This window comes from Devosia sp. Soil_C_22 (assembly GCF_057657195.1).
In genome coordinates this window covers 117,581-137,283 of sequence record NZ_JBDGIY010000002.1, presented here as the reverse complement: position 1 = coordinate 137,283, position 19,703 = coordinate 117,581, and the positions used below count along the sequence as shown (strand labels likewise).

22 protein-coding genes are annotated in these 19,703 nt (G+C 66.9%); 14 read left to right on the top strand and 8 right to left on the bottom strand.

Annotated elements, in window-relative coordinates:
* Positions 1 to 12: 12 nt before the first annotated feature.
* The 4 genes from AC3A6I_RS17695 to aroC are packed head-to-tail and all read left to right on the top strand — an operon-like array spanning position 13 to position 2,781.
* On the top strand, positions 13 to 639 hold the full coding sequence (locus AC3A6I_RS17695; protein WP_487545182.1) for a histidine phosphatase family protein: 627 nt from the start codon (positions 13 to 15) through the stop codon (positions 637 to 639).
* A 54-nt stretch (positions 640 to 693) separates the two neighbouring features.
* Positions 694 to 879: an AbrB/MazE/SpoVT family DNA-binding domain-containing protein gene (locus tag AC3A6I_RS17690; RefSeq protein WP_487545181.1), complete on the top strand. Its 186-nt coding sequence runs from the start codon at positions 694 to 696 to the stop codon at positions 877 to 879.
* Positions 876 to 1,625: a hypothetical protein gene (locus tag AC3A6I_RS17685; RefSeq protein ID WP_487545180.1), complete on the top strand. Its 750-nt coding sequence runs from the start codon at positions 876 to 878 to the stop codon at positions 1,623 to 1,625. Before AC3A6I_RS17690 ends, AC3A6I_RS17685 begins: the two co-directional genes overlap by 4 nt.
* Before the next feature lie 49 nt (positions 1,626 to 1,674).
* Positions 1,675 to 2,781, top strand: coding sequence for a chorismate synthase (gene aroC, locus AC3A6I_RS17680; RefSeq protein WP_487545179.1), 1,107 nt, complete (start codon positions 1,675 to 1,677; stop codon positions 2,779 to 2,781).
* Here aroC and AC3A6I_RS17675 read toward each other — a convergent pair.
* The 4 genes from AC3A6I_RS17675 to AC3A6I_RS17660 all read right to left on the bottom strand — a co-directional run bounded on the left by AC3A6I_RS17675 (position 2,775) and on the right by AC3A6I_RS17660 (position 5,408).
* Positions 2,775 to 3,512 (bottom strand): TlyA family RNA methyltransferase, encoded by a 738-nt coding sequence (locus AC3A6I_RS17675; RefSeq protein WP_487545178.1) that lies wholly within the window; start codon positions 3,510 to 3,512, stop codon positions 2,775 to 2,777. The two genes, aroC and AC3A6I_RS17675, sit on opposite strands and share 7 nt — an antisense overlap.
* Positions 3,509 to 4,111 (bottom strand): SCO family protein, encoded by a 603-nt coding sequence (locus AC3A6I_RS17670; protein ID WP_487545177.1) that lies wholly within the window; start codon positions 4,109 to 4,111, stop codon positions 3,509 to 3,511. The genes AC3A6I_RS17675 and AC3A6I_RS17670 overlap by 4 nt, the downstream gene beginning before the upstream one ends.
* A gap of 88 nt (positions 4,112 to 4,199) precedes the next feature.
* A complete protein-coding gene (locus AC3A6I_RS17665) occupies positions 4,200 to 4,448 on the bottom strand; it encodes an exodeoxyribonuclease VII small subunit (RefSeq protein ID WP_487545176.1) in 249 nt (82 codons plus the stop codon).
* A 30-nt stretch (positions 4,449 to 4,478) separates the two neighbouring features.
* Positions 4,479 to 5,408, bottom strand: coding sequence for a histone deacetylase family protein (locus AC3A6I_RS17660; protein WP_487545175.1), 930 nt, complete (start codon positions 5,406 to 5,408; stop codon positions 4,479 to 4,481).
* Positions 5,409 to 5,475: 67 nt separating this feature from the next.
* Between AC3A6I_RS17660 and AC3A6I_RS17655 the strand changes: the two genes are divergently transcribed.
* A complete protein-coding gene (locus tag AC3A6I_RS17655; protein ID WP_487545174.1) occupies positions 5,476 to 6,402 on the top strand; it encodes an L-threonylcarbamoyladenylate synthase in 927 nt (308 codons plus the stop codon).
* Positions 6,403 to 6,587: 185 nt separating this feature from the next.
* Here the strand turns inward: AC3A6I_RS17655 and AC3A6I_RS17650 are convergent, their stop codons facing one another.
* Positions 6,588 to 7,550: a DnaJ C-terminal domain-containing protein gene (locus AC3A6I_RS17650; RefSeq protein ID WP_487545173.1), complete on the bottom strand. Its 963-nt coding sequence runs from the start codon at positions 7,548 to 7,550 to the stop codon at positions 6,588 to 6,590.
* Between the two features lie 109 nt (positions 7,551 to 7,659).
* On the opposite strand from AC3A6I_RS17650, the gene pdxH reads away from it, so the two are divergent.
* Entirely contained in the window at positions 7,660 to 8,292 is a 633-nt protein-coding gene (gene pdxH / locus AC3A6I_RS17645) for a pyridoxamine 5'-phosphate oxidase (RefSeq protein WP_487545172.1), read from the top strand.
* 124 nt (positions 8,293 to 8,416) lie between these two features.
* On the top strand, positions 8,417 to 9,238 hold the full coding sequence (locus tag AC3A6I_RS17640; RefSeq protein ID WP_487545171.1) for a DUF1499 domain-containing protein: 822 nt from the start codon (positions 8,417 to 8,419) through the stop codon (positions 9,236 to 9,238).
* A gap of 94 nt (positions 9,239 to 9,332) precedes the next feature.
* Here AC3A6I_RS17640 and AC3A6I_RS17635 read toward each other — a convergent pair whose 3' ends face one another.
* Positions 9,333 to 10,253 carry an MBL fold metallo-hydrolase gene (locus tag AC3A6I_RS17635; RefSeq protein ID WP_487545170.1) on the bottom strand — a complete coding sequence of 307 codons (921 nt, stop codon included), beginning with the start codon at positions 10,251 to 10,253 and terminating at the stop codon, positions 9,333 to 9,335.
* Positions 10,254 to 10,318: 65 nt separating this feature from the next.
* On the opposite strand from AC3A6I_RS17635, the gene AC3A6I_RS17630 reads away from it, so the two are divergent.
* From AC3A6I_RS17630 to AC3A6I_RS17615, 4 genes are all read left to right on the top strand, one after another.
* Positions 10,319 to 10,957, top strand: coding sequence for a biotin transporter BioY (locus AC3A6I_RS17630; RefSeq protein WP_487545169.1), 639 nt, complete (start codon positions 10,319 to 10,321; stop codon positions 10,955 to 10,957).
* Positions 10,958 to 11,246: 289 nt separating this feature from the next.
* On the top strand, positions 11,247 to 11,789 hold the full coding sequence (locus tag AC3A6I_RS17625) for a PepSY domain-containing protein (protein ID WP_487545168.1): 543 nt from the start codon (positions 11,247 to 11,249) through the stop codon (positions 11,787 to 11,789).
* Between the two features lie 5 nt (positions 11,790 to 11,794).
* Entirely contained in the window at positions 11,795 to 12,460 is a 666-nt protein-coding gene (locus AC3A6I_RS17620) for a response regulator transcription factor (RefSeq protein ID WP_487545167.1), read from the top strand.
* Positions 12,457 to 13,851, top strand: coding sequence for a sensor histidine kinase (locus tag AC3A6I_RS17615; RefSeq protein ID WP_487545166.1), 1,395 nt, complete (start codon positions 12,457 to 12,459; stop codon positions 13,849 to 13,851). Before AC3A6I_RS17620 ends, AC3A6I_RS17615 begins: the two co-directional genes overlap by 4 nt.
* A 146-nt stretch (positions 13,852 to 13,997) precedes the next feature.
* Here the strand turns inward: AC3A6I_RS17615 and AC3A6I_RS17610 are convergent, their stop codons facing one another.
* Positions 13,998 to 14,606 carry a DnaJ domain-containing protein gene (locus AC3A6I_RS17610; protein ID WP_487545165.1) on the bottom strand — a complete coding sequence of 203 codons (609 nt, stop codon included), beginning with the start codon at positions 14,604 to 14,606 and terminating at the stop codon, positions 13,998 to 14,000.
* 80 nt (positions 14,607 to 14,686) lie between these two features.
* On the opposite strand from AC3A6I_RS17610, the gene AC3A6I_RS17605 reads away from it, so the two are divergent.
* The gene (locus tag AC3A6I_RS17605; protein WP_487545164.1) at positions 14,687 to 15,358 is read left to right on the top strand and encodes an HAD family hydrolase; all 672 of its coding nucleotides are present in this window, start codon (positions 14,687 to 14,689) and stop codon (positions 15,356 to 15,358) included.
* Between the two features lie 350 nt (positions 15,359 to 15,708).
* Positions 15,709 to 16,545: a cell wall hydrolase gene (locus tag AC3A6I_RS17600; RefSeq protein WP_487545163.1), complete on the top strand. Its 837-nt coding sequence runs from the start codon at positions 15,709 to 15,711 to the stop codon at positions 16,543 to 16,545.
* A 645-nt stretch (positions 16,546 to 17,190) separates the two neighbouring features.
* Here the strand turns inward: AC3A6I_RS17600 and pckA are convergent.
* Positions 17,191 to 18,750: a phosphoenolpyruvate carboxykinase (ATP) gene (gene pckA / locus AC3A6I_RS17595; RefSeq protein WP_487545162.1), complete on the bottom strand. Its 1,560-nt coding sequence runs from the start codon at positions 18,748 to 18,750 to the stop codon at positions 17,191 to 17,193.
* Between the two features lie 219 nt (positions 18,751 to 18,969).
* Between pckA and AC3A6I_RS17590 the strand changes: the two genes are divergently transcribed.
* Complete coding sequence (locus AC3A6I_RS17590; RefSeq protein WP_487545161.1) at positions 18,970 to 19,689, top strand: response regulator transcription factor; 720 nt, start codon at positions 18,970 to 18,972, stop codon at positions 19,687 to 19,689.
* Positions 19,690 to 19,703 lie beyond the last annotated feature (14 nt).

Sequence of the window (19,703 nt, the reverse complement as noted above, 5' to 3'; positions counted from 1 at the left end):
GCCGAGCGTCACATGTCCTTCGTCTGGCCTGAACTCTACTTCATCCGCCACGGCCAGACCGACTGGAATGCCGCCGGCCGCTACCAGGGGAGCAAGGATATTCCCCTGAACGACATCGGACGCGGCCAGGCTGATCTCAACGGCCACCTGCTGGTGCAGCTGCTCGAGCGCGCCGGCCGCAGCCCGGCCGACTTCACCTGGCACGCTTCCCCGCTCGGCCGCACCCGCGAGACCATGGAGCGCGTGCGCACGGCCTTCGCCACCCCGCTGCCCGAAGTCGCCTTCGACAGCCGGCTGGTCGAAGTGTCCTTCGGCATCTACGAGGGCAAGCTGCACACCGATCTCACCGCCAGCGAGATGGCCATTGCCGGCGAGCGCGACGCCGACTTCTGGTTCTTCCGCCCACCCGAGGGCGAGAGCTACGAGGACGTGGCACAGCGCGTCTCGAGCTTTGCCACCGAGCTCAATGGCCCGGCCATCGTCGTCGCCCATGGCGGCATCCTGCGCATTCTCCGTCGCCTGATCGAGGATTTTCCCGCCGAGCGCGCCGTGAACTGGTTCCCGCCGCAGGATTCGGTGGTGCACTTCATCGACGGCAAGAGCGTCGTCTACCCGGCCGGCCAGAGCTGGGACGATTGAATATCAGCACGTGAGCGTGCAGTCTTCCGGGGACGATGCGGAGAGGGGCTGGGCATGTCGGAAGCACGAGCGGCGACGATATTCCGCCTTGATGGCGACCAGATCCTGGAAATTCCAGAAGACTGGGAATTCTCGGGCGATGAGGTAAAGGTCTTGAAGGATGAGGACCGCCTAATTATCCGGCCCGCTCAGGAAAGACTTTCTGAACATGTGCCGGTGGCCGGGCCCCGTCCTTCGTGACCACCGCCTTCGCTACGGTTCTGCACGACCCCGAAGCTCTGCTTGCTGCCCCGTTTGAGGCGGCGGCGCCGGCATTTCGCGCTACTTTCGCTGGCGTCGCCGTCAGCCTCACCGAGGCAACGCATCCTGCGATAGAGCGCGTCATGGTCGAGGTAGTAGGCGCCAAGGTTGGACGTCACGTGACCGGTGAGCAGTATATTGGACTCGGGCGGCGCAACGCGGTGTCGATGGCGCTCGAGCTGGAAACAGACCAAGTTCTCTACGCCGATCCGGATCACATGCTGCATTGGCTGCGAGACAATCCAGCCGAGTTGCGCACGGTGCTCGCGGCGCAGCCGGACGTGGATTTTCTCATCGTTGGGCGCTCGCCAAAGGCGTTTGCCGCTTGGCCGGCACGGCTGCAGCAGACCGAGGCACCAATCAACCGAGCATATGAGCTGGCAACCGGACGGCGGGCGGACCTGCTCGTAGCGGTACGCCGGCTCAGCTCCTCGGTGGCCCGAGACATTGTCGCCTCTAGTGTAGCCGAAAGCTACGCTAACGATGTCGAGTGGCCGTTGCTGGCGGAGCGGTTAAGACACTCAGTTGGTTACTTCGCCGCCGATGGGCTCAAGTACCGTACCATTGAGGAGTTCGGCTCGCCTGCCGACAGTTTTGACGGCGACCCTTTGCAATGGCTCCGCCGCATCGAGATGGCCGCCGTCCAGGCCCACGTCATGCGCGAACTGCTCCGAAGCGCGGATTGACCTTCCGCCGCCCTCTCCCCTAGAACCGCCTCAACCTCGGGGCATCTTCATGTCGTTCAACACCTTCGGCCACCTCTTCCGTTTCACCACCTGGGGCGAAAGCCATGGGCCGGCGCTGGGTGTGGTGGTGGATGGCTGCCCGCCCGGCCTGCTGATCTCGGCCGAGGTGATCCAGCGTGATCTCGATCGCCGCAAGCCCGGCCAGTCGCGCTTCACCACGCAGCGGCGCGAGGATGACGAGGTCAAGATCCTCTCGGGCACGTTCGAGGATGAACGCGACGGCCTGCTCAAGACCACCGGCACGCCGATCTCGCTGCTGATCGAGAACACCGACCAGCGCTCCAAGGATTATTCCGAGATCAAGGACAAGTACCGGCCCGGCCACGCCGATTTCACCTACCACCAGAAATACGGCATCCGCGACTACAAGGGCTCGGGCCGCGCCTCGGCCCGCGAAACCGCAGCGCGAGTCGCCGCCGGCGCCGTGGCGCGGCTGGTGATCCCCAATGTCACCGTGCGCGCCAGCCTCGTCCAGATCGGGCCGCACAAGATAGATTACTCGCGCTTCGATTGGGATCAGGTCGACCAGAACCCGTTTTATTGCGCCGATCCGGTCGCGGCCAAGGAGTGGGAGATCTATCTCGACGGCGTTCGCAAGGCCGGCAATTCGGTCGGCGCGGTGATCGAAGTGGTGGCCGAAGGCGTACCGCCCGGCTGGGGCGCCCCGATCTACGGCAAGCTCAGCGCCGATCTCGCCTCGGCGATGATGTCGATCAATGCCGTCAAGGGCGTCGAGATCGGCGAGGGCATGGGTTCGGCCGCGCTGACCGGCACCGAGAATGCCGACGAGATGCGCGCCGGCAATGCCGGGCCGTATTTCAAGTCGAACCACGCTGGTGGTATCCTGGGCGGCATCTCCAACGGCGATCCGATCGTCGTGCGCTTTGCGGTCAAGCCCACCTCCTCGATCATCACCCCGCGCGAGACGGTGACCACCGCGAACGAGAACACCGACGTCGTCACCAAGGGCCGCCACGACCCCTGCGTCGGCATCCGCGCCGTGCCGATCGGCGAAGCCATGATGGCCGTCGTGCTCGCCGACCACTTCCTGCGCCACCGCGGCCAGACCGGGCGCGAAGGCGGCATCGGCTACTGATCGCGGGCAAAGCCGGCGACGATCTCGCGATTGCCGTCGCCGCCGCTGATCGGCGAAGCAATGTCGAAGCGCTTCGCCCATCCGGCCGCCGCCATATGGGCGTCCACCCGCTCGACCGCCGCTGCGATGGCCTCCTCGTCGCTGACGATGCCGCCCTTGCCGATATGGTCGCGGCCGACCTCGAATTGCGGCTTGATCAGGATCACCGCTTCCGCCCCCGGAGCGGCAAGTGTTAGCGCCGGATCGATCACTTTGAGGATGGAGACGAAACTAACATCCGAGACGATCAGTCCGATCGGATCGGGGACGAGTTCGGTCGTGAGGTCGCGGCCGTTGACGCCTTCCAGCGAAATCACGCGCCGGTCGTTCCTGAGGCTCTCATGCAACTGGTCGTGCCCGACATCGACGGCGTAGACCCTGGCCGCGCCGCGCTCGAGCAGCACCTGCGTGAAGCCACCGGTCGAGGCGCCGAGATCGAGGCAGACGCGGCCCGCCGCGTCGATGCCGCCCGCTTCCAGCCCCGCGATCAGCTTAAGCGCCGCACGCGACACGTACTTCGCCGCCGGGTCGTCAAGGATGATCCTGTCGGCGGGTCCGACCGGCTGGTGCGGCTTGCTCGCCACCGTCCCGTTGACGCTGACCGTGCCGCGCAAAATCGCGTCACGGGCGCGCGCCCGGCTCGGCAGCAGGCCGCGGGCCTCGATCTCCTGGTCGAGGCGTCGGCCGCTCACGAAGCCAGCAGCTTCTGGATCTTGCCGACGGCGGTGTCGGTGTTTTCGCCGTAGGCGATCGTTCCCTCGAACTGCCCGTCCTTGTTGATCAGGAACACGCTCGCGGTGTGGTTGACGAGGTAATAGCCGTCGGCATCGGGCTCGGTGAGTTCCGAAGAGGCGCCGAACGAGGCCTTGACGTCGGCCGTCTGCGCGTCCGTGCCGACCAGCCCGATGGTGCCGGGGAAGGGGCTCAGGTAGTCGGCCAGCACGTCCTTGGTGTCGCGCTTGGGGTCAACCGTAACGAAGATCACGCGCAGCTTGTCGTCGCTGATCCCCAGCCGTTCCTTCCACACCGTGCTCTCGGCCAGCGTCGTCGGGCAAACGTCGGGGCAATGCGTGTAGCCGAAGAACACCAGGCTCGGCGTGCCGCGCAGGCTGGCTTCGGTGAAGGTGCCGCCGGCGGTCGATTCGAGCGTGAACGGCTTGCCGGTGACGGCGAGCGGTCCCGAGGGCGGCCGGAAGAAGAACAGCGCCGTTGCGCCGATAGCGGCGACGATGACCAGCCCCCACAGGATCAGGCGGAAGCGCTGCAGCGCGGTGGAACTGGTCTCGGCCATGGGATCTGCCCCTTGTTTCGCGCCGCTTATAACGCCGCCTGCCTCGCAATTGGCGCGCGGCGTTGTCGCAGTCACCAAGCCGTGATGCCTATTGCGGGTCGAGCGGCTCGGTACCCGTCGGCTGGCCGTTGCGCAGGGTGATCTTTTCGATGCGCATCTCGGCCGCCTTCAGCAGTGCTTCGCAATGCGCCTTCAGCGCCTCGCCGCGCTCGTAGATGGCGATCGACTCGGCCAGCGGCGCCTGCCCGCTTTCGAGCTTGCCGACAATGGTCTCGAGCTCGCGCAGCGCCACCTCGAAGCTCATCGCCTTGATGTCGTCGATGGGGGAATCGGCCATGCGCAGGGCTCCTTGTATGCGGACCTGTTGCTAACCGGCCGACATCAAAGTTTCAACATGCGCGGCGACGCCGGTGGCGAGGCCCTGCCGGTCGTAGCCGCCTTCCAGCATCGAAACGAGCCGCCCCTCGCACAGCTTGTCGGCCACTTCCAGCAGCCGCCCGGTGAGCCAGGCAAAATCCTCGGGCCGCCAGTTGAGGCCGGCCAGCGGATCGCGATAGTCGGCGTCGAACCCGGCCGAAACGAGCAGGAAATCTGGCCGGAACGCCTCGACGGCCGGCAGGATACGCTCGTCATAGGCTGCCCGCATCGCCTCGCTGCCACTACCCGCCGGGAGCGCCGCGTTGACGATATTGCCGACCCCGATGAAACTCGGATCTCCGGTGCCGGGATAAAGCGGCATCTGATGGCTCGAGCAGTAGAGTACGCTCTCGTCGGCCTGGAAGATGTCCTCGGTGCCGTTGCCGTGGTGCACATCGAAATCGACGATCGCCACCCGCTCGGCCCCATACTTGCGCTGCGCCTCGCGCGCCACGACGGCGATCGAGTTGACGAGGCAGAACCCCATCGGCCGGTGCCGCTCAGCATGGTGCCCCGGCGGCCGCACGGCGCAGAAGGCGTTCCTCGCCTCGCCCAGCGCCACCGCTTCGAGTGCCGCCAGTCCCCCGCCGAGCGCGGTGGATGCCGCATCGAGGGAACCCGACGAGATGAACGTGTCCTCGTCGATCCGCCCGATCCCCTCGGCCGGGCGCGCCCGGGTGAGTATGCCGAGATAATCCTCGTCATGGACGAGCTCGGCGAGATGCAGGTCCGCGAAAGGTGCATCGCGCCGCTCCAGCCCGTCGAAGCGGGGGGCAGACAAGGCCTCCTCCACCGCGCGCAGCCGGTCCGGACGCTCCGGATGCCCGCTGGGGGTGACGTGGCTTTCGAAATTGCGCTGTGAGACTAAGAGTGTGACCATGGATCCGCTGCTGCCCGGATAGCGTCAAGCTTGACGTTGCGGCACCGAGCTTGTCAAACCTCGCGCCATGCCCGACGCCCTCAGTCCCCGCGATCTCGATGCGTTCGCCACCCGCCTGCGGGTCGGTGAACTGGTCGCTTTCCCCACCGAGACGGTCTACGGGCTGGGCGCCGATGCGACCAGTTCGGACGCGGTGCTGAAGATCTACGAGACCAAGGGGCGCCCGCGCTTCAATCCGCTGATTGTCCACGTCGCGGATCTGGAAATGGCTGAAAAGCTGGTCGAGTTCGGCCCGCTGGCCCGTAAACTCGCAGCTTTCTGGCCCGGCCCGCTGACCCTCGTGCTGCCGCGCAAAGGCGATGCCGGGCTGAGCGACATCGTCACCGCCGGGCTCGATACGGTCGGCATCCGCATCCCCGATCACCCGCTGGCCCAGGCTTTGATCCGCGCCGCCGGCCGCCCGCTCGCCGCCCCTTCTGCCAACCGCAGCGGCAAACTGTCGCCCACCACCGCCGCCCAGGTCCGCCGCTCGCTCGGCGAGGCCGTGCCGGTGCTCGATGGTGGTCCGGCGCAGTCGGGCGTCGAGTCCACCATTCTCGCTGTGGAGGGCGACACGGTCACTCAGCTCCGCGCCGGTGCCCTGCCGCGCGACGAAATCGAAGCCGCAATCGGGGCGCCCGTCGCGCTGGCGGCGGCGGACGCCAAGGTCACCTCACCCGGCATGCTCCTCAGCCACTACGCCCCGAACGCGACCCTGCGGCTGGATGCAGGGGCGCCCGAGCCCGGCGAGACCTGGCTCGGCTTTGGCCCGGGCCCAGCCGGCGCGAACCTGTCGCCGACCGGCGACCTGCGCGAGGCGGCGCGAAACCTGTTCTCGCTGCTGCACCAGCTCGATGAGACGGCGACGCGCATTGCAGTGGCGCCAATCCCGCGCACGGGGTTGGGTGAGGCGATCAACGACAGGCTGAAGCGCGCCGCAGCGCCGCGGGGGTAGGTTTGTGGGTGCGGCCCCACCCCCTCCGAGCTGCGCTAGTTCGCTGACGCTCACAAGCTGCGCTTGCCTCCCCCATCAAGGGGGAGGTGGGGTCCGGTGTGTTGCTTGATCGCGCCCAGTGCACAGAACGGCACCTCCCCCCTTGTGGGGGAGGTTGGGAGGGGGGTGCCACAGGGCACCGCGCCCTAGTTATCCCTAACCTTGTACGGCTTCTGGTCCCGCCAGAACCGCATCAGGCTCTCGAGGTCCGGATCGCCATTCTCGGGCAGGACTATCCGCAGGTTGACGTACAAATCCCCCGCGCCGTGCAATCCCTTGCCCTTGAGCCGCAGCGCCTTGGTGGTGTTCACCGAGGCCGGCAGGTTGAGCTCGGCGCCGCCATCGAGGGTCGGCACGCGTACCTTGCCGCCCAGCACCGCCTCGTAAAGCGTCACCGGCAGGTCGATGCGGAGGTCCGCGCCTTCGCGGCGGAACTGCTTGTGGCGCTCGAACTTCACCGTGACCATGGCGTCGCCCGGCGGGCCGCCGAGCGGGGAGGCCGTGCCCTGGCCCTTGAGCCGGATCTGCTGGCCGTCCTCGACCTTGTCGGGCAGCTTGACGTTCAGCACCTTGCCGCTCGGCATGCGCAGCGGCACGCTGCCGCCCTGGTGCGCCTGCTCGAGCGTCACCGTGACCGTGGCGTTGATGTCGTCGCCGGCATAGCTCTGGCCACGGCTCGAAAAGCCGCCAGCGCCAGTGCCGGTGAACGGGTCCCAGCCCGCCTGCCCGCCTTGGCCGCGCGCCCCGGTGCCGCCGCGCGGCTGGTTGCCGAAGCCGGACATGAATTCTTTGAGGATGTCCTCGGCCGAAAATCCGCCTTGCGCGCCTGCACCATAGCCCGCGCCGGCGCCGCTGCGCCCGCCGCGGTTGAAGCCGGCAAAGCGCGGGTTGCCCTCGGCATCGATCTCGCCGCGGTCATAGCTCGCGCGCTTCTCGGTGTCGGACAGAAAATCATAGGCAGACGAAATCTCGGCGAACTTGGCGTGCGCCTTGGGGTCGTCCTGGTTCTGGTCGGGGTGGTGTGCCTTGGCGAGCTTGCGATAGGCCGCCTTCAGGTCCTTCTCCGAGACCGTCTTGGGCACCCCGAGCACGGTATACGGGTCGCGCATGGGTTCCTTTGTGACGGCACGGTCTGGATTGCTTTCGCCCCGTGCCCCATCCTATATGGCCACGGGCTCCGGGCTTGTCCAGACCGGCGCAAAACGAGGGGATTCGGGCATGCCCGCCGTGACGCTGACCGACCGCCTGTTCGATGATTCCGACAGCGCCCCGATCGACCCGTGCTCGCTGTTCGAGGAATGGTTCGTGCTCGCCCAGGAAAGCGAGCCCAACGACCCGCACGCCATGGCGCTCGCCACTGTCGACGAGCACGGCGCCCCCGATGTGCGCATGGTGCTGCTCAATGCCCGCGATCATCGCGGCTATTGCTTCTTCACCAATTTCGAGAGCGACAAGGCCCGCCAGCTGCTCGCGACCCCGCGCGCCGCCTTCGTGCTGCACTGGAAGTCGATCCGCCGCCAGATTCGCGTGCGCGGCCCGGTCGAGGTCGTCGCCGACGGCGAGGCTGACACCTATTTCTCCACCCGCGGCCGCATGAGCCAGATCGGCGCGCATGCGAGCAAGCAGTCGCGCCCGCTCGCCAACCGCTATACCCTGCTCGAACGCGTCGAGACGCTGAAAAAGAGCTTCGGCGAGGACGAGCCGGTCAATCGCCCGGCCAACTGGTCGGGCTTCCGCGTCATTCCCGAGACCATGGAATTCTGGAAGGACGGCGCCAACCGCCTGCACGATCGCATCCGCTTCACCCGTGGCCGCGACGGCGGCTGGAGCCGCCAGCGGCTCTATCCCTGATCGCTCCCGCGATCCGCCCCACGTGCGGCCAACACGCCGCACGCTAACAGCTTTCTTGCCTGGGGCTTTGCACGAAGCGGCGCGGCGTGCTTATGCCTAACTGCATCTGGACCTGGCAGCGGCGATGCGCATCCTCATCCGCACCTCGAAATGGGCGATCTGGGCCCGCCGCTTCGGCAGCTTCGCCGTGCCGCTCACCGTGATTCCGGTGTTCATGCACCGCGAGCAGATGATCGCCTCGTCCGATTTCGTGATCATCGAGGCGATCGCGGCGGGCATTGCGGCGCTTGCCGTGTTCCTCGCACTGGGGGCTTTCGGCCGGCTGTGGCTTACCGGCGATCGTGGCTGGGGCAGGGCGGTGTGGGGTCTGGTCTTCGGCATCCTCTGCCTGCTGCCCTTTGCCTGGCTTGCCTACGAGGCGACCCGCTATCCCGTCGTCAACGAGGTGACGACCGATGTCGCCGATCCGCTCGATCTGATTTCCACCATACCGGTCGCGCCCACCAGCGCGGCCATGCGAGATGCGATTGCCGCGGCCTTCCCCAATGCGCGCACCCGCTCCTACCCGGTCGATGCCACCGAAATGTTCGCCATTGTCGAGCGCCTCGTCGAGCAGCGCGGCTGGGATGTGCGGTTGCGCCGCGCGCCGCCGACCTCGCTCGATGTCGGCCAGATCAATGCCGTTGCCGTCACCCTGTTCGGCTGGCGCGACGAGGTGGCGTTGCGCGTCGCCGGCACCGCGCAGGGCTCGACCATCGACATGCGCTCGGTGCCGCTCGCCAGCTTCACCGATTTCGGCGAGAACGGCCGCCGCATCGAGGAATTCCTCGTCGCGCTCGATGACCAGATCACTCTCACCCTGCGCGACGGCCCACAACCCGGCGCCGCCCCCGAGCCCGACGCCGAAGCCCCGCCCGTGCCCGAAGGCGACGAGGACGACGCCTAGAGCTTTTCACCTTCGAAGCGGTCCCCGAACTCCGGTGTCATCCCCGCGAAAGCGGGGATTCCGCGCTTTAGCCTGCCGCCGGGCCCCCGCACACCTATCCGCCGACCGGAAACAGCGTCATCCCTGTGAGCCCGTACGTCGCGCCGATCCGGCCGTGGTCGGCCAGATATTCGGCATGCGCCTTGAGCGTCATCAGCGCCGCGCCGTGCAGCACCGGCGACAGCGTCGGATAGATCGGCTTCAGCAGGTCCCGCACGCGCCGTGCGCCGCCTTCCACCGCCGCGACCACCTGACGGTTCCGCTCCTGCCGGTGCGCCAGCAGCGCCTGCGCATAGTCCGGTCCGTTGGCGATGATCCCGCCATGCGCCGGGATGTAGCGGCCGTAGCTGAGCCCGATCACCTTTTCGAGCGAGGCGAGATAGTCGGCCATCGAGCCGTCCGGCACCGCCACCAGGGTCGAGTTCCAGCCCATGATGTGGTCGCCGGTCATTAGCCACGGCGTGCCCGGCAGCCCGAAGGCGAGGTGGTTGGCGCAGTGGCCGGGGGTGGTGATCGCCTGCAGCGCCACTCCGCCCACGCTGATTCCTTCGCCGTCACGCAGCACCCGGTCCGGCCGGTGGCGCCAGTCGCTGTCGCGGCCCACCGGATTGGTTTCGAACGACCGCTTCAGCCTGCTCAGCCGGTGCGGCCCACCCGACCAGACCGGCGCTCCGGTCGCCGCAACGAGCCGCGGCACCAGCGCCGAATGGTCGAGATGGGTGTGGGTGAGGATGATCGCTTCGACCGGCCGGCCGCCGATCGCCGCCAGCAGCGCCGCCAGGTGCCGGCTGTCGTCCGGCCCGGGATCGATCACCGCCACGGCCGCATCGCCGATGATGAAACTGTTGGTGCCCTTGAACGTGTACGGCCCGGCATTGGGCGCACTCACGCGCACCACGCCTGGCGCGACCGGAACCGGCTGGCCAACCTGTGGATCGAAGTCCGTATCGAACGTAAGTGGGGCCGGTGCGGCCATTGCGCTCTCTTGGTCGAGCGACTAGAAATCGGCGCTACATTTCTCCTCTTGCTGAAGGATTGGCAATGGCCTTGACGCTCACCACGCCGAATACCGTTCTTGGCGTGCTCTCGCCCAAGTCGCAGTCGGCGCGTCTCGCCCTCAACATCGGCACGGTCATCCTGGGCTCGCTCCTGCTCGCCGCCGCGGCCAAGATCAGCGTGCCGGTGATGCCGGTGCCGGTGACCCTGCAGTCGTTCGCCGTGGCGCTGTTCGCCGCTGCCTTCGGCTGGCGCATCGGGGTTGCCACCGTGGCGCTCTATATCGCCGAAGGTCTCTCCGGCATCCCGGTATTCGCCAGCGGCGGCGGCATCGGCTACCTGATGAGCCCGTCCTTCGGCTTCATCATCGGCTGGCTGCCCATGGCCTATATCATCGGCCGCGCCACCGACATGGGTGCTTCGGGCCGCGTACTGGTGCTGTTCGGCGCCATGGTGCTGGGCAATGCCGTCTCCTTCGCCCTCGGCTTCACCTGGCTGCTGGTGGTTGCCAACATCATCCTGCAGAGTGGTGCCGCACTCCCCGGCTGGCTCGATGCCGCCAACCTGATCGGCACCGCCTGGGCCGGCGCCGTCGCCCCCTTCGTGGTGTGGGACGTGCTGAAGATGGCCTTCGCCGCGCTCACCGTCGTCGGCACCTGGAAGCTCCTGCCCAAGCATGCCTGAGCCGCATCAGACGCGCATATTCGAAGGGCCGGTCTCGCGACCGGCCCTTTGCTTTTTCGCGGCCGGAACATCGGGCTTTCGGTGGCGTTGCTCCGGCGCGCTACGCGTTGGCGCGAATTAACCTCTGCGTGGTATCATCGCGATGTCACGGTATCGGTTCGCATATGCGGGGAAGCGACGATGGACTGGCGGACGTGCCGACGCGGCTGCCCGAGGCGTGGCCGTGCGCAGTAGGCGGAAGACGAGGGTGTCAGGGTTTGGTCAGCATCGCGAAGCTAATACTCGCGATATGCTCCCACGCACGACCAATCAGCTGTTTCTGGCGGTGAGTGTCGCGGCCCTGCTCGCGGCCGCCCCGGTGCAGGCCCAGGGTCTCGGGCTCGATCTCGACCTCGGCGACATCGGTGTCGACCTCGATGTCGGCGGCGGCAAGGGCGTCGATCTCGATGTCGACCTGGGCAAGGATTTGGGCGTCGAGCTCGGCGTCGGTGGTTCCGGCGGCCTCGGCCTCGGCGCGCTCGATCTCGATCTCGACGTAGACCTCGGGCCTGGCGGCGGTGCCGCGGCCGGGCCCGCCGGCCAGCCGCTCGGTGCCGCGGCCGCCGGCAGCATGCTCAGCCAGGAAGCCGCGCTGCAGGCGGTGCGGCGCGGCCGCGCCCTGCCGCTCGACGAGATCATGCTGCGCGCTGCCCTCATCACCGATGGTGAAATCATCGATGCACAGTTGATCGACGTGCAGGATGTGCTCCTGTACGAGCTCAAGGTGCTGGAGAAGGCGGGCAAGGTGAGCGACCTCTATTTCTACGCCCGCTCCGGCCTGCCGGTGGAGTAGCACATATGCGCATCCTCGTTGCCGAAGACGATCGCCGGATCGCCGAAGCCATTGGCGCGGCGCTCAAGTCGGCTGGCTTCGTTCCCGAGATCGAGACCGACGGCGAGGACGTCTGGCATCGTGGTGATACCGAGGATTTCGACGCCATCATCCTCGATCTGGGCCTGCCCACCATTGATGGGCTCACCATCCTCAAGCGCTGGCGCAAGGCCGGCCGCACCCCGCCGGTGCTGATTCTCACCGCCCGCGGCCACTGGGAGGAGCGCGTCGAGGGTATCGAGGCCGGCGCCGACGACTATGTCGTCAAACCCTTCCGCGTCGAGGAGGTGGTCGCCCGCATCCGCGCCATCGTCCGCCGCTCGGCCGGCTTTGCCTCCCCCAGCATCGAGGTCGACGGCCTCGTGCTCGATACCCGTACCAAGCAGGTGACGCGCGACGGCGTGCCGATCACCCTGAGCCCGCAGGAATACCGGCTCTTCGCCTACCTCGCGCACCAGCGCGGCCGCGTGGTGACGCAGATGGAGATCACCGAGCATCTCTACGCCCAGGATTTCGAGCGCGATTCGAACTCCATCGAGGTGCTGGTCGGCCGTGTCCGCCGCCGGCTCGGCACCGACATCATCAAGACCCGGCGCGGCTTCGGCTATTACATGGGCACGCTCGCCGAATGAGGCCACGCTCGCTGCGCCTCCGGCTCCTGGGCGGCGCGGCGCTGTGGATCCTGCTCGCGCTGGTGGTCGCCGGCTTCGTCATCGGCTGGATGTTCACCGCCAATGTCGAGCGCGCGATGCGCGGCGGACTGACCGCCAGCCTCAACCGCCTCGTTGCCCAGATCGAGCCGGAGATGAGCCAGCCGGTCCCCCTCAACCCGCTGCCCGATCCGCGCTATGCCACCCCGCTCTCGGGCGTCTACTGGCAGATCGAGGATCTCGCTGGCGATGCCGCCTGGCGCTCGCGCTCGCTCTGGGACGTCGTGCTGATGACCGGCGGCGTGAACACCGCCGACGGCGCCGAACGCTTCGTCACCCTCGATGGCCCGGGCCGGCAGCATCTGTCGGCCGCCATGCGCGAGGTCAGCTTCACCACCACGCGCGGCGAGCGCCGCTTCCGCGTCACCCTGGCCGAAAACCGCGAGTTGCTCGACGAATCGATCCGGCAGTTCGGCTCCGACCTCGTCGTCGCCCTCGCTGTGCTCGCCGTTGCTCTCATCCTCGCCGCCTGGCTGCAGGTGCGCCTCGGCCTCACCCCGCTGCAGAAACTCCGCGCCGGCATCGGCGCCGTCCGCCGCGGCGAGGCGCAACGCCTCTCCACCGAACACCCGGCCGAGGTGCTGCCGCTCGTCGGCGAGGTCAACGAATTGCTCGACCAGCAGCAGAAGTCGATGGAGTTCGCCCGCGCCCGCGCCGCCGACCTCGCCCACGGCCTCAAGACCCCGCTCTCGGTGCTGCGCAATCTCGCCATGGCGATGAAGGCGAACGGCGCCGCCGAAACCGGCACGGAGGTCGACGACATCGTCGGCGAGATGGACGATCGCGTCGAATACCAGCTGCGCCTGTCGCGGCTCAGGATGCGCACCCGCACCCACCAGCTCAACGCCTCGCTTAACGAGGCGGTCGAGCGCACCGCCGCCGTGCTGGCCCGCACCCAGGAAGGCGAGGAACTCGACTGGGACATCGCGCTCGATCCCGGCCTGCGCGTCGATATTGATCGCCACGACCTGATGGAGCTGGTCGGCGTCATCCTCGAGAACGCCGCCAAATGGGGCCGTACCCGCGTCCGTGTCGACGGCAGGCGCACCGGCGGTACCGTCGAGCTCCGCATCGCCGACGACGGCCCCGGGCTTTCCCAAGAGCAGATGGCCAGGCTCGGTGAGCGCGGCCAGCGCCATGACGAAACCCGCCGCGGCTCCGGCCTCGGCCTCGCCATCGCGCTCGAAGTGGTCGCCCTCAACGCCGGCAGCGTCAGCTTCGCCCGCGCCCCCGAAGGCGGCCTCGAAGCCCGCGTCCGCCTGCCCGCTGCCCGCTCGCTGATGCCGGTACGGGCGGCCAAACCGCTGCGCTGAAGGCGAAGCCCTTTACCTCTCCCTTGGGGGAGAGGTCGGCCCAAAGGGCCGGGTGAGGGGGCCTTGCCGCAAGCTCCGTGCGTGGGGCAAGGTCCCCTCACCCCAGCCCGCTCCCCCAAGGGAGAGGGGGCGCCAGGGGCTTCCCGCTAAGCCTCGGTCTCGAGCGCCGCGATCAGCTCGATTTCGCTCTCGTAATTGCCCAACTCCGCCAGCGCCGTCTCCAGCATGGCGACGCGTCGCTTGATCGTGTGGTGCTCTTCGGTCTTGCCTTTCACCTGCGCGTCGAGCCGCTCGGCGAACATGTTGCGATCGGCATCGGTCCGCCGGATCCGCGTGCGCAAGCCCTGCAGCGCGCTGATCTCGCCGTCGACCCGCCCGAGCGTCACCCGCGCGTCCTTCAGTCCGGTCGTCACCGCCGATGACATCTGCGCGATGAAGTCGACGCTCTCGAGCTTAAGCCCGGTGGCGATCGCCGTGCCTACCGCCGCATCGAACATGTCGGCAAGGATCGCCGCCACCTCGCGCCGATAGCCTTTCACCGCCTCGTCGTCGATGATCCCGGTCTCGTCGAACAGCCGCCGCGCGTCCGGATCCGACAGCAATCCGAAGGCCTTGACCACAAGGATGAACACCTCGGGGTCGCCGCCCCGGTCCGGGTGGGCCACCTGCACCTTGCGCCGATAGGCGAGCTTGATCTCGCCGGCCGCCGCCATCCGGCCGATGCCCAGGACGTCATAGGGATCGAACATGCTCATTGCCGCGCTCATAGCAGGTCGTCGCCCGCGCTTGAAGCCGAAGGGTAGCGGCAGCCGGCAAATGTGCCTATATCGGCCCCATGTCCCCGAACGCCCCGCTAAGACCCTTTTCCGCCATCGTCTTCGATATGGATGGCACCCTGCTCGACACCGAACTGGTGTTCAAGGAGATCGTCTGGGACGTGAGCCGCGAACTCGGGGTGGCGATGACCGACGCCGTCCACCACGCCATGGTCGGGGCCAGCCACGAGGCCACCAACAGGCTGCTGGTCGAGGCCTATGGCGTAAGCTTTCCCTACGCCATATTCGACGAGAAGTGCCGCGTGCTGATGCGCGCTCGCATGGAAGAGGCCGTGCCGGTCAAGGCCGGCGTGCACGAGCTCCTCGCCGAGCTCAAGGCCCGCCGCATTCCCACCGCCGTCGCCACCTCGTCGCGCTCCAACCATGCGCTCGGCCATCTCAACGCCGCCGGCCTGCTCTCCACCTTCGTCACCGTGGTCACCCGCGACGACGTGGTGAACCCCAAGCCGCATCCCGAGCCGTACCTCATGGCGGCCGAGCGAATCGGCATCGCGCCGACCGATTGCCTCGCCATCGAGGATTCCCACATGGGCGTGCGCGCTGCCCACGCCGCGGGTCTGCAGACTGTCATGGTGCCCGATATCGTCGCGCCCACCGACGAGATCCGGGCGCTCTGCGCCGTGATGGACAGTCTCCACGAAGTCCGCAAGGCGGCTTTCGCCGCGGCCTGATCGGGCCACCGGGTCCAACCACCAATCGTCGCCAGTTGAGTCTCGCGGACCTGCTTCCGCAGGACTGTGGTGTTTGCGCAACGATTCGGTTCGATTAACTTTTATCTATTGGCGCAAGCCCCGGTTAGGCACGCCGAAATCTCTTGCAAATCAGGGCTTTCACCCCTGATGCGGGTGCATTAACCTCAATTTAAGAGGCTAACGTTCATGGTTAAGCAACTGTAAATTCTGGGTTCCATGGTCGCGCCGGCTCGGCTAGGGTCGTCGCCGGTCAACGAGACGATCTGAGGGCTGCCTGGGGCGGCATTCGGGGGAAGGTAGGCAGATTGCGGGGTAAGCCGTTCGCACCAGTGCTGCGTGTTTTCACGCATGCCTTGGCGGTGGCCGTTGCAGCCTTCTCGCTGCAGGCGACGGTTATTTCTGCCTCTGCTGAAGAACTCGATGCATCGCTGGTGGTTCCCGTGGCCTTCTCGCCCACGCTCGAGACCAAGCGCGAGGAGTTCCTCGCTTCCACCCAGCCGCAGCTGACCAACGAATTCCTGCAGGCCTATGTCGATCGCCAGCATCAGCTGGAGAAGTTCGACGGCTTCGATGTCCCGGCCCCGCAGGCCGAGCTGACCGAGGCCGTGTTGATGGGCTATATCGCACGCCGCCAGAACCAGGCGCTCGACGCCATCGAGAGCGCTGATCTTTCCAACGGCCCGATGCTCACCGCCTCGGTCCTGACCGACTACGCCAAGGACGGCTTCGTTCCGACCACCAAGCGCGTGAAACTCGCCGATGACGAGCGCCTCTGCCTCACGCAGGCGATCTATCACGAAGCGCGCGGCGAAAGCCGCGAGGGCCAGCTGGCCGTCGCCAACGTGATCATCAACCGGGCGATGAGCAAGAAATACCCCTCGACCATTTGCGGCGTGGTGTTCCAGAACGCCGACAAGGGCCGCTACAAGTGCCAGTTCACCTTCGCCTGCGACGGCCGCTCCGATATGGGGCGTGAGCGCGCGGCGTGGAACCGCTCGATGCAGATGGCCGACGACGCGTTCTACGAGTTCCAGCGTGGCGAGCGCCCCGGCGTGGTCCCGAACTCGGTCCTCTTCTACCACACCACCGCGGTCGCCCCGCGCTGGTCCAACACCTTCCGCCGCGTCGCCGCCATCGGCTCGCACGTCTTCTACGCGACGAACTGACCTTGGCAGTCGCCAGCTGAACGGCCCCTGAACGGGGCTTTTTTTTGTTTGCCGGCATGTTCCGCTAGGCCGCACGTGGCCAAGCTCACCGAGCGTGCAGTCGGCTTTCCCTCCCCCTTGTGGGGAGGGGGGACCCGCGAAGCGGGTGGGTGGGGGTGGCCACACGCGCCAATGCAAAATCTTATCCCCCTCTCTCCACCACCCCTTACAATCCCCCCGTCCGCTGCACCGAAGCGAGATCATGACGAGTGGTTGGTGCGGTGGAGATTGGGTGGGTCGGCAGTCGTGCCGGTCCAGGCCTAAAGCACGTCGGCATGATCCGGTTCGCCGGGGACGCCGCTAGCAACGCGGGGAGACGCTCGATGCGGAGCGGGCTCCAGGGTCGAGGCTGCCACGCACAAGGCAGCCGCACAGTTCGTCACGGACCATGCCACTCCGCCTCCCTCCCCCTTGCGGGGAGGGATCGAGGGTGGGGGTGGTGCGGTGATCACCGATAGACCCCCACCCCCTCCCCGCAAGGGGGAGGGGAGCCTGCCGGTTCACCTGCACGATCGAAGCAAAGCCCCGACTCTTCACCTCCCCCTTGTGGGGGAGGCCGGAAGGGGGTTGTCTGCTTCAGCGACGCACCGAAGCCGCCCAGCCCATCTACTCCGCCGCCGCAGGCACCGCGTCGAACCTGCGATAGTTCTGCGCGAACATCTCCTGCAGCTTGCTCGCCGCCGCGTCATACGCCGCAGCATCGGCCCAGCTCGCCCGCGGGTCGAGCGTGCGTGGTGCAACCCCTTCGACGCGTAGCGGCACAGCCATGCCGAACAGTGGTTCGGTCCGCATCTCGCCCTGTTCGAGCTCGCCCGACAAAGCCGCATCCAGCAGCCGGCGCGTCGTGGCGATGTCGATGCGCTTGCCCACACCGTACGCGCCGCCGGTCCAGCCGGTGTTGAGCAGGTAGATGCGCGCGCCGGTCGAGCTCAATCGCTCCTCCAGCAGCCGGCCATAGACCGTCGGATGCAGCGGCATGAACGGCGCCCCGAAGCAAGCCGAGAAGGTCGCGACCGGCTCGGTGATCCCCCGCTCGGTACCCGCCACCTTGGCCGTGTAACCCGAAAGGAAATGGAACACCGCCTGTTCCGGCGTGAGCCTCGCGATCGGCGGCAGCACGCCGAACGCATCGGCGGTCAGAAACACCACGGTTCGTGGGCGTCCGCCGACCCCGCCTTCGGCCACCGCCGGCAGCGTTTCGAGCGGATAGGCGGCGCGGGTATTCTCGGTCAGCGAGATGTCGTCGTAGAGCGGCACTAGCCCCTCATCGAGCTTGAGATTCTCGAGCACGGTGCCGAAGCGTTGTGTCGCCGCAAAGATCTGCGGCTCCGCTTTGGCCGACAGGTTCACGGTCTTGGCGTAGCAGCCGCCCTCGAGGTTGAACACGCCATCCGCCGTCCAGCCATGCTCGTCGTCGCCGATCAGCAGGCGCTCCGGATCGTTCGACAGCGTCGTCTTGCCGGTACCTGAGAGCCCGAAGAACAGCGCCACATCGCCGTCGCGACCGATATTCGCCGAGCAGTGCATCGGCATCGTGGCGTTCAGCGGCGCGTGGTAGTTGAACAGCGAGAACACCGACTTCTTGATCTCGCCGGCATAGGCGGTGCCGCCGATCAAAACGAGTTTGCGCGCCATGTCGAGCGCGATCACCGTGCCGGTCCGCGTCCCGTGCCGCGTCGGGTCGGCCGCAAAGCTCGGCAGATGCAGGATGGTGACATCGGCATCCGCCGCCTCGATCTCCATCGGCCGGATCAGCAGGTTGCGGATGAACAGCGCGTGCCAGGCCGTCTCGGTCAGCACCGCGATTTTCATCTGCTCGCGTGGATCAGCCCCGGCGAGGAGGTGCTGGCCATGCAGCGCTCTGCCGTCGAGCGTCGCCAGCATGTCCTCGAGCAGCAGCTCGAAATGCTCCGGCGCCAGTGGCTGGTTGTTGTCCCACCACACCCGATGCTCGGTCGTCGTGTCCCGGACGATGAACTTGTCCTTCACCGAGCGGCCGGTGAACACCCCGGTCGTCACCGCCAATGCGCCGCCGGCGGCGAGCCGGCCCTCGCCATCGCGCAGCGCCGTCTCCACCAGCGTGGGCAGCAGTTCGTCCCACTGCACGCGCGCCGATTTGGCGATCCGGCGTGCCAGCTGGTTGTGAATCTCGTGACCCATGGCCATTACCCCTAGTCGGAATGGCCGGACGTTAGGTCGCGTTATGTTGGCTGGAACATCCCGAAATCCGGCTTAATTCGGAAGTTCTGCAACTTCGGTGGGGCTTGCCATACTAGCGTTGATGGGCCGCGCGCCTTATTTATGCGCAATTGTGGCAGTCAATGTCCGCCGCAATTCGGCTGGGCACGCGTTGATTTGCCGGCCGAAACCTCGAAAGGGAGCCCAATGCCCAAGATCGCTCTGGTGGACGACGACCGTAACATTCTCACCTCCGTGTCCCTGACGCTGGAGGCGGAAGGCTATACTGTCGCCACCTATACCGACGGGGCCTCCGGCCTCGAAGGGCTGACCTCCGACCGGCCGGATCTTGCCATCCTTGATATCAAGATGCCGCGCATGGACGGCATGGAACTGCTCCGCCGCCTGCGCCAGAAGTCCGACGTGCCGGTGATCTTCCTCACCAGTAAGGATGAGGAGATCGACGAGCTGTTCGGTTTGAAGATGGGCGCCGACGACTTCATCACCAAGCCGTTCAGCCAGCGCCTGCTGGTCGAGCGCGTCAAGTCGGTGCTCCGCCGCGCCGCCCCGCGCGATCCGAGTGCCGCGCCTGGCTCGCCGGGTTCGGAGGCCACCCCGAGCAAGGCGCTGATCGAGCGCGGCGCGCTGGTGATGGACGAGGAGCGGCATACCTGCACCTGGAAGGGCCAGCGCGTCACACTCACCGTCACCGAGTTCCTGATCCTGCAGGCCCTCGCGCTCCGTCCCGGCGTGGTGAAGTCGCGCAACGCACTGATGGATGCGGCCTACGACGACCAGGTCTATGTCGACGACCGTACCATCGACAGCCACATCAAGCGGCTGCGCAAGAAATTCAAAGCGGTTGACGACGATTTCGAGATGATCGAAACGCTGTACGGCGTAGGCTACCGCTTCAAGGAGCAATAAGGGGCTCGAACTTT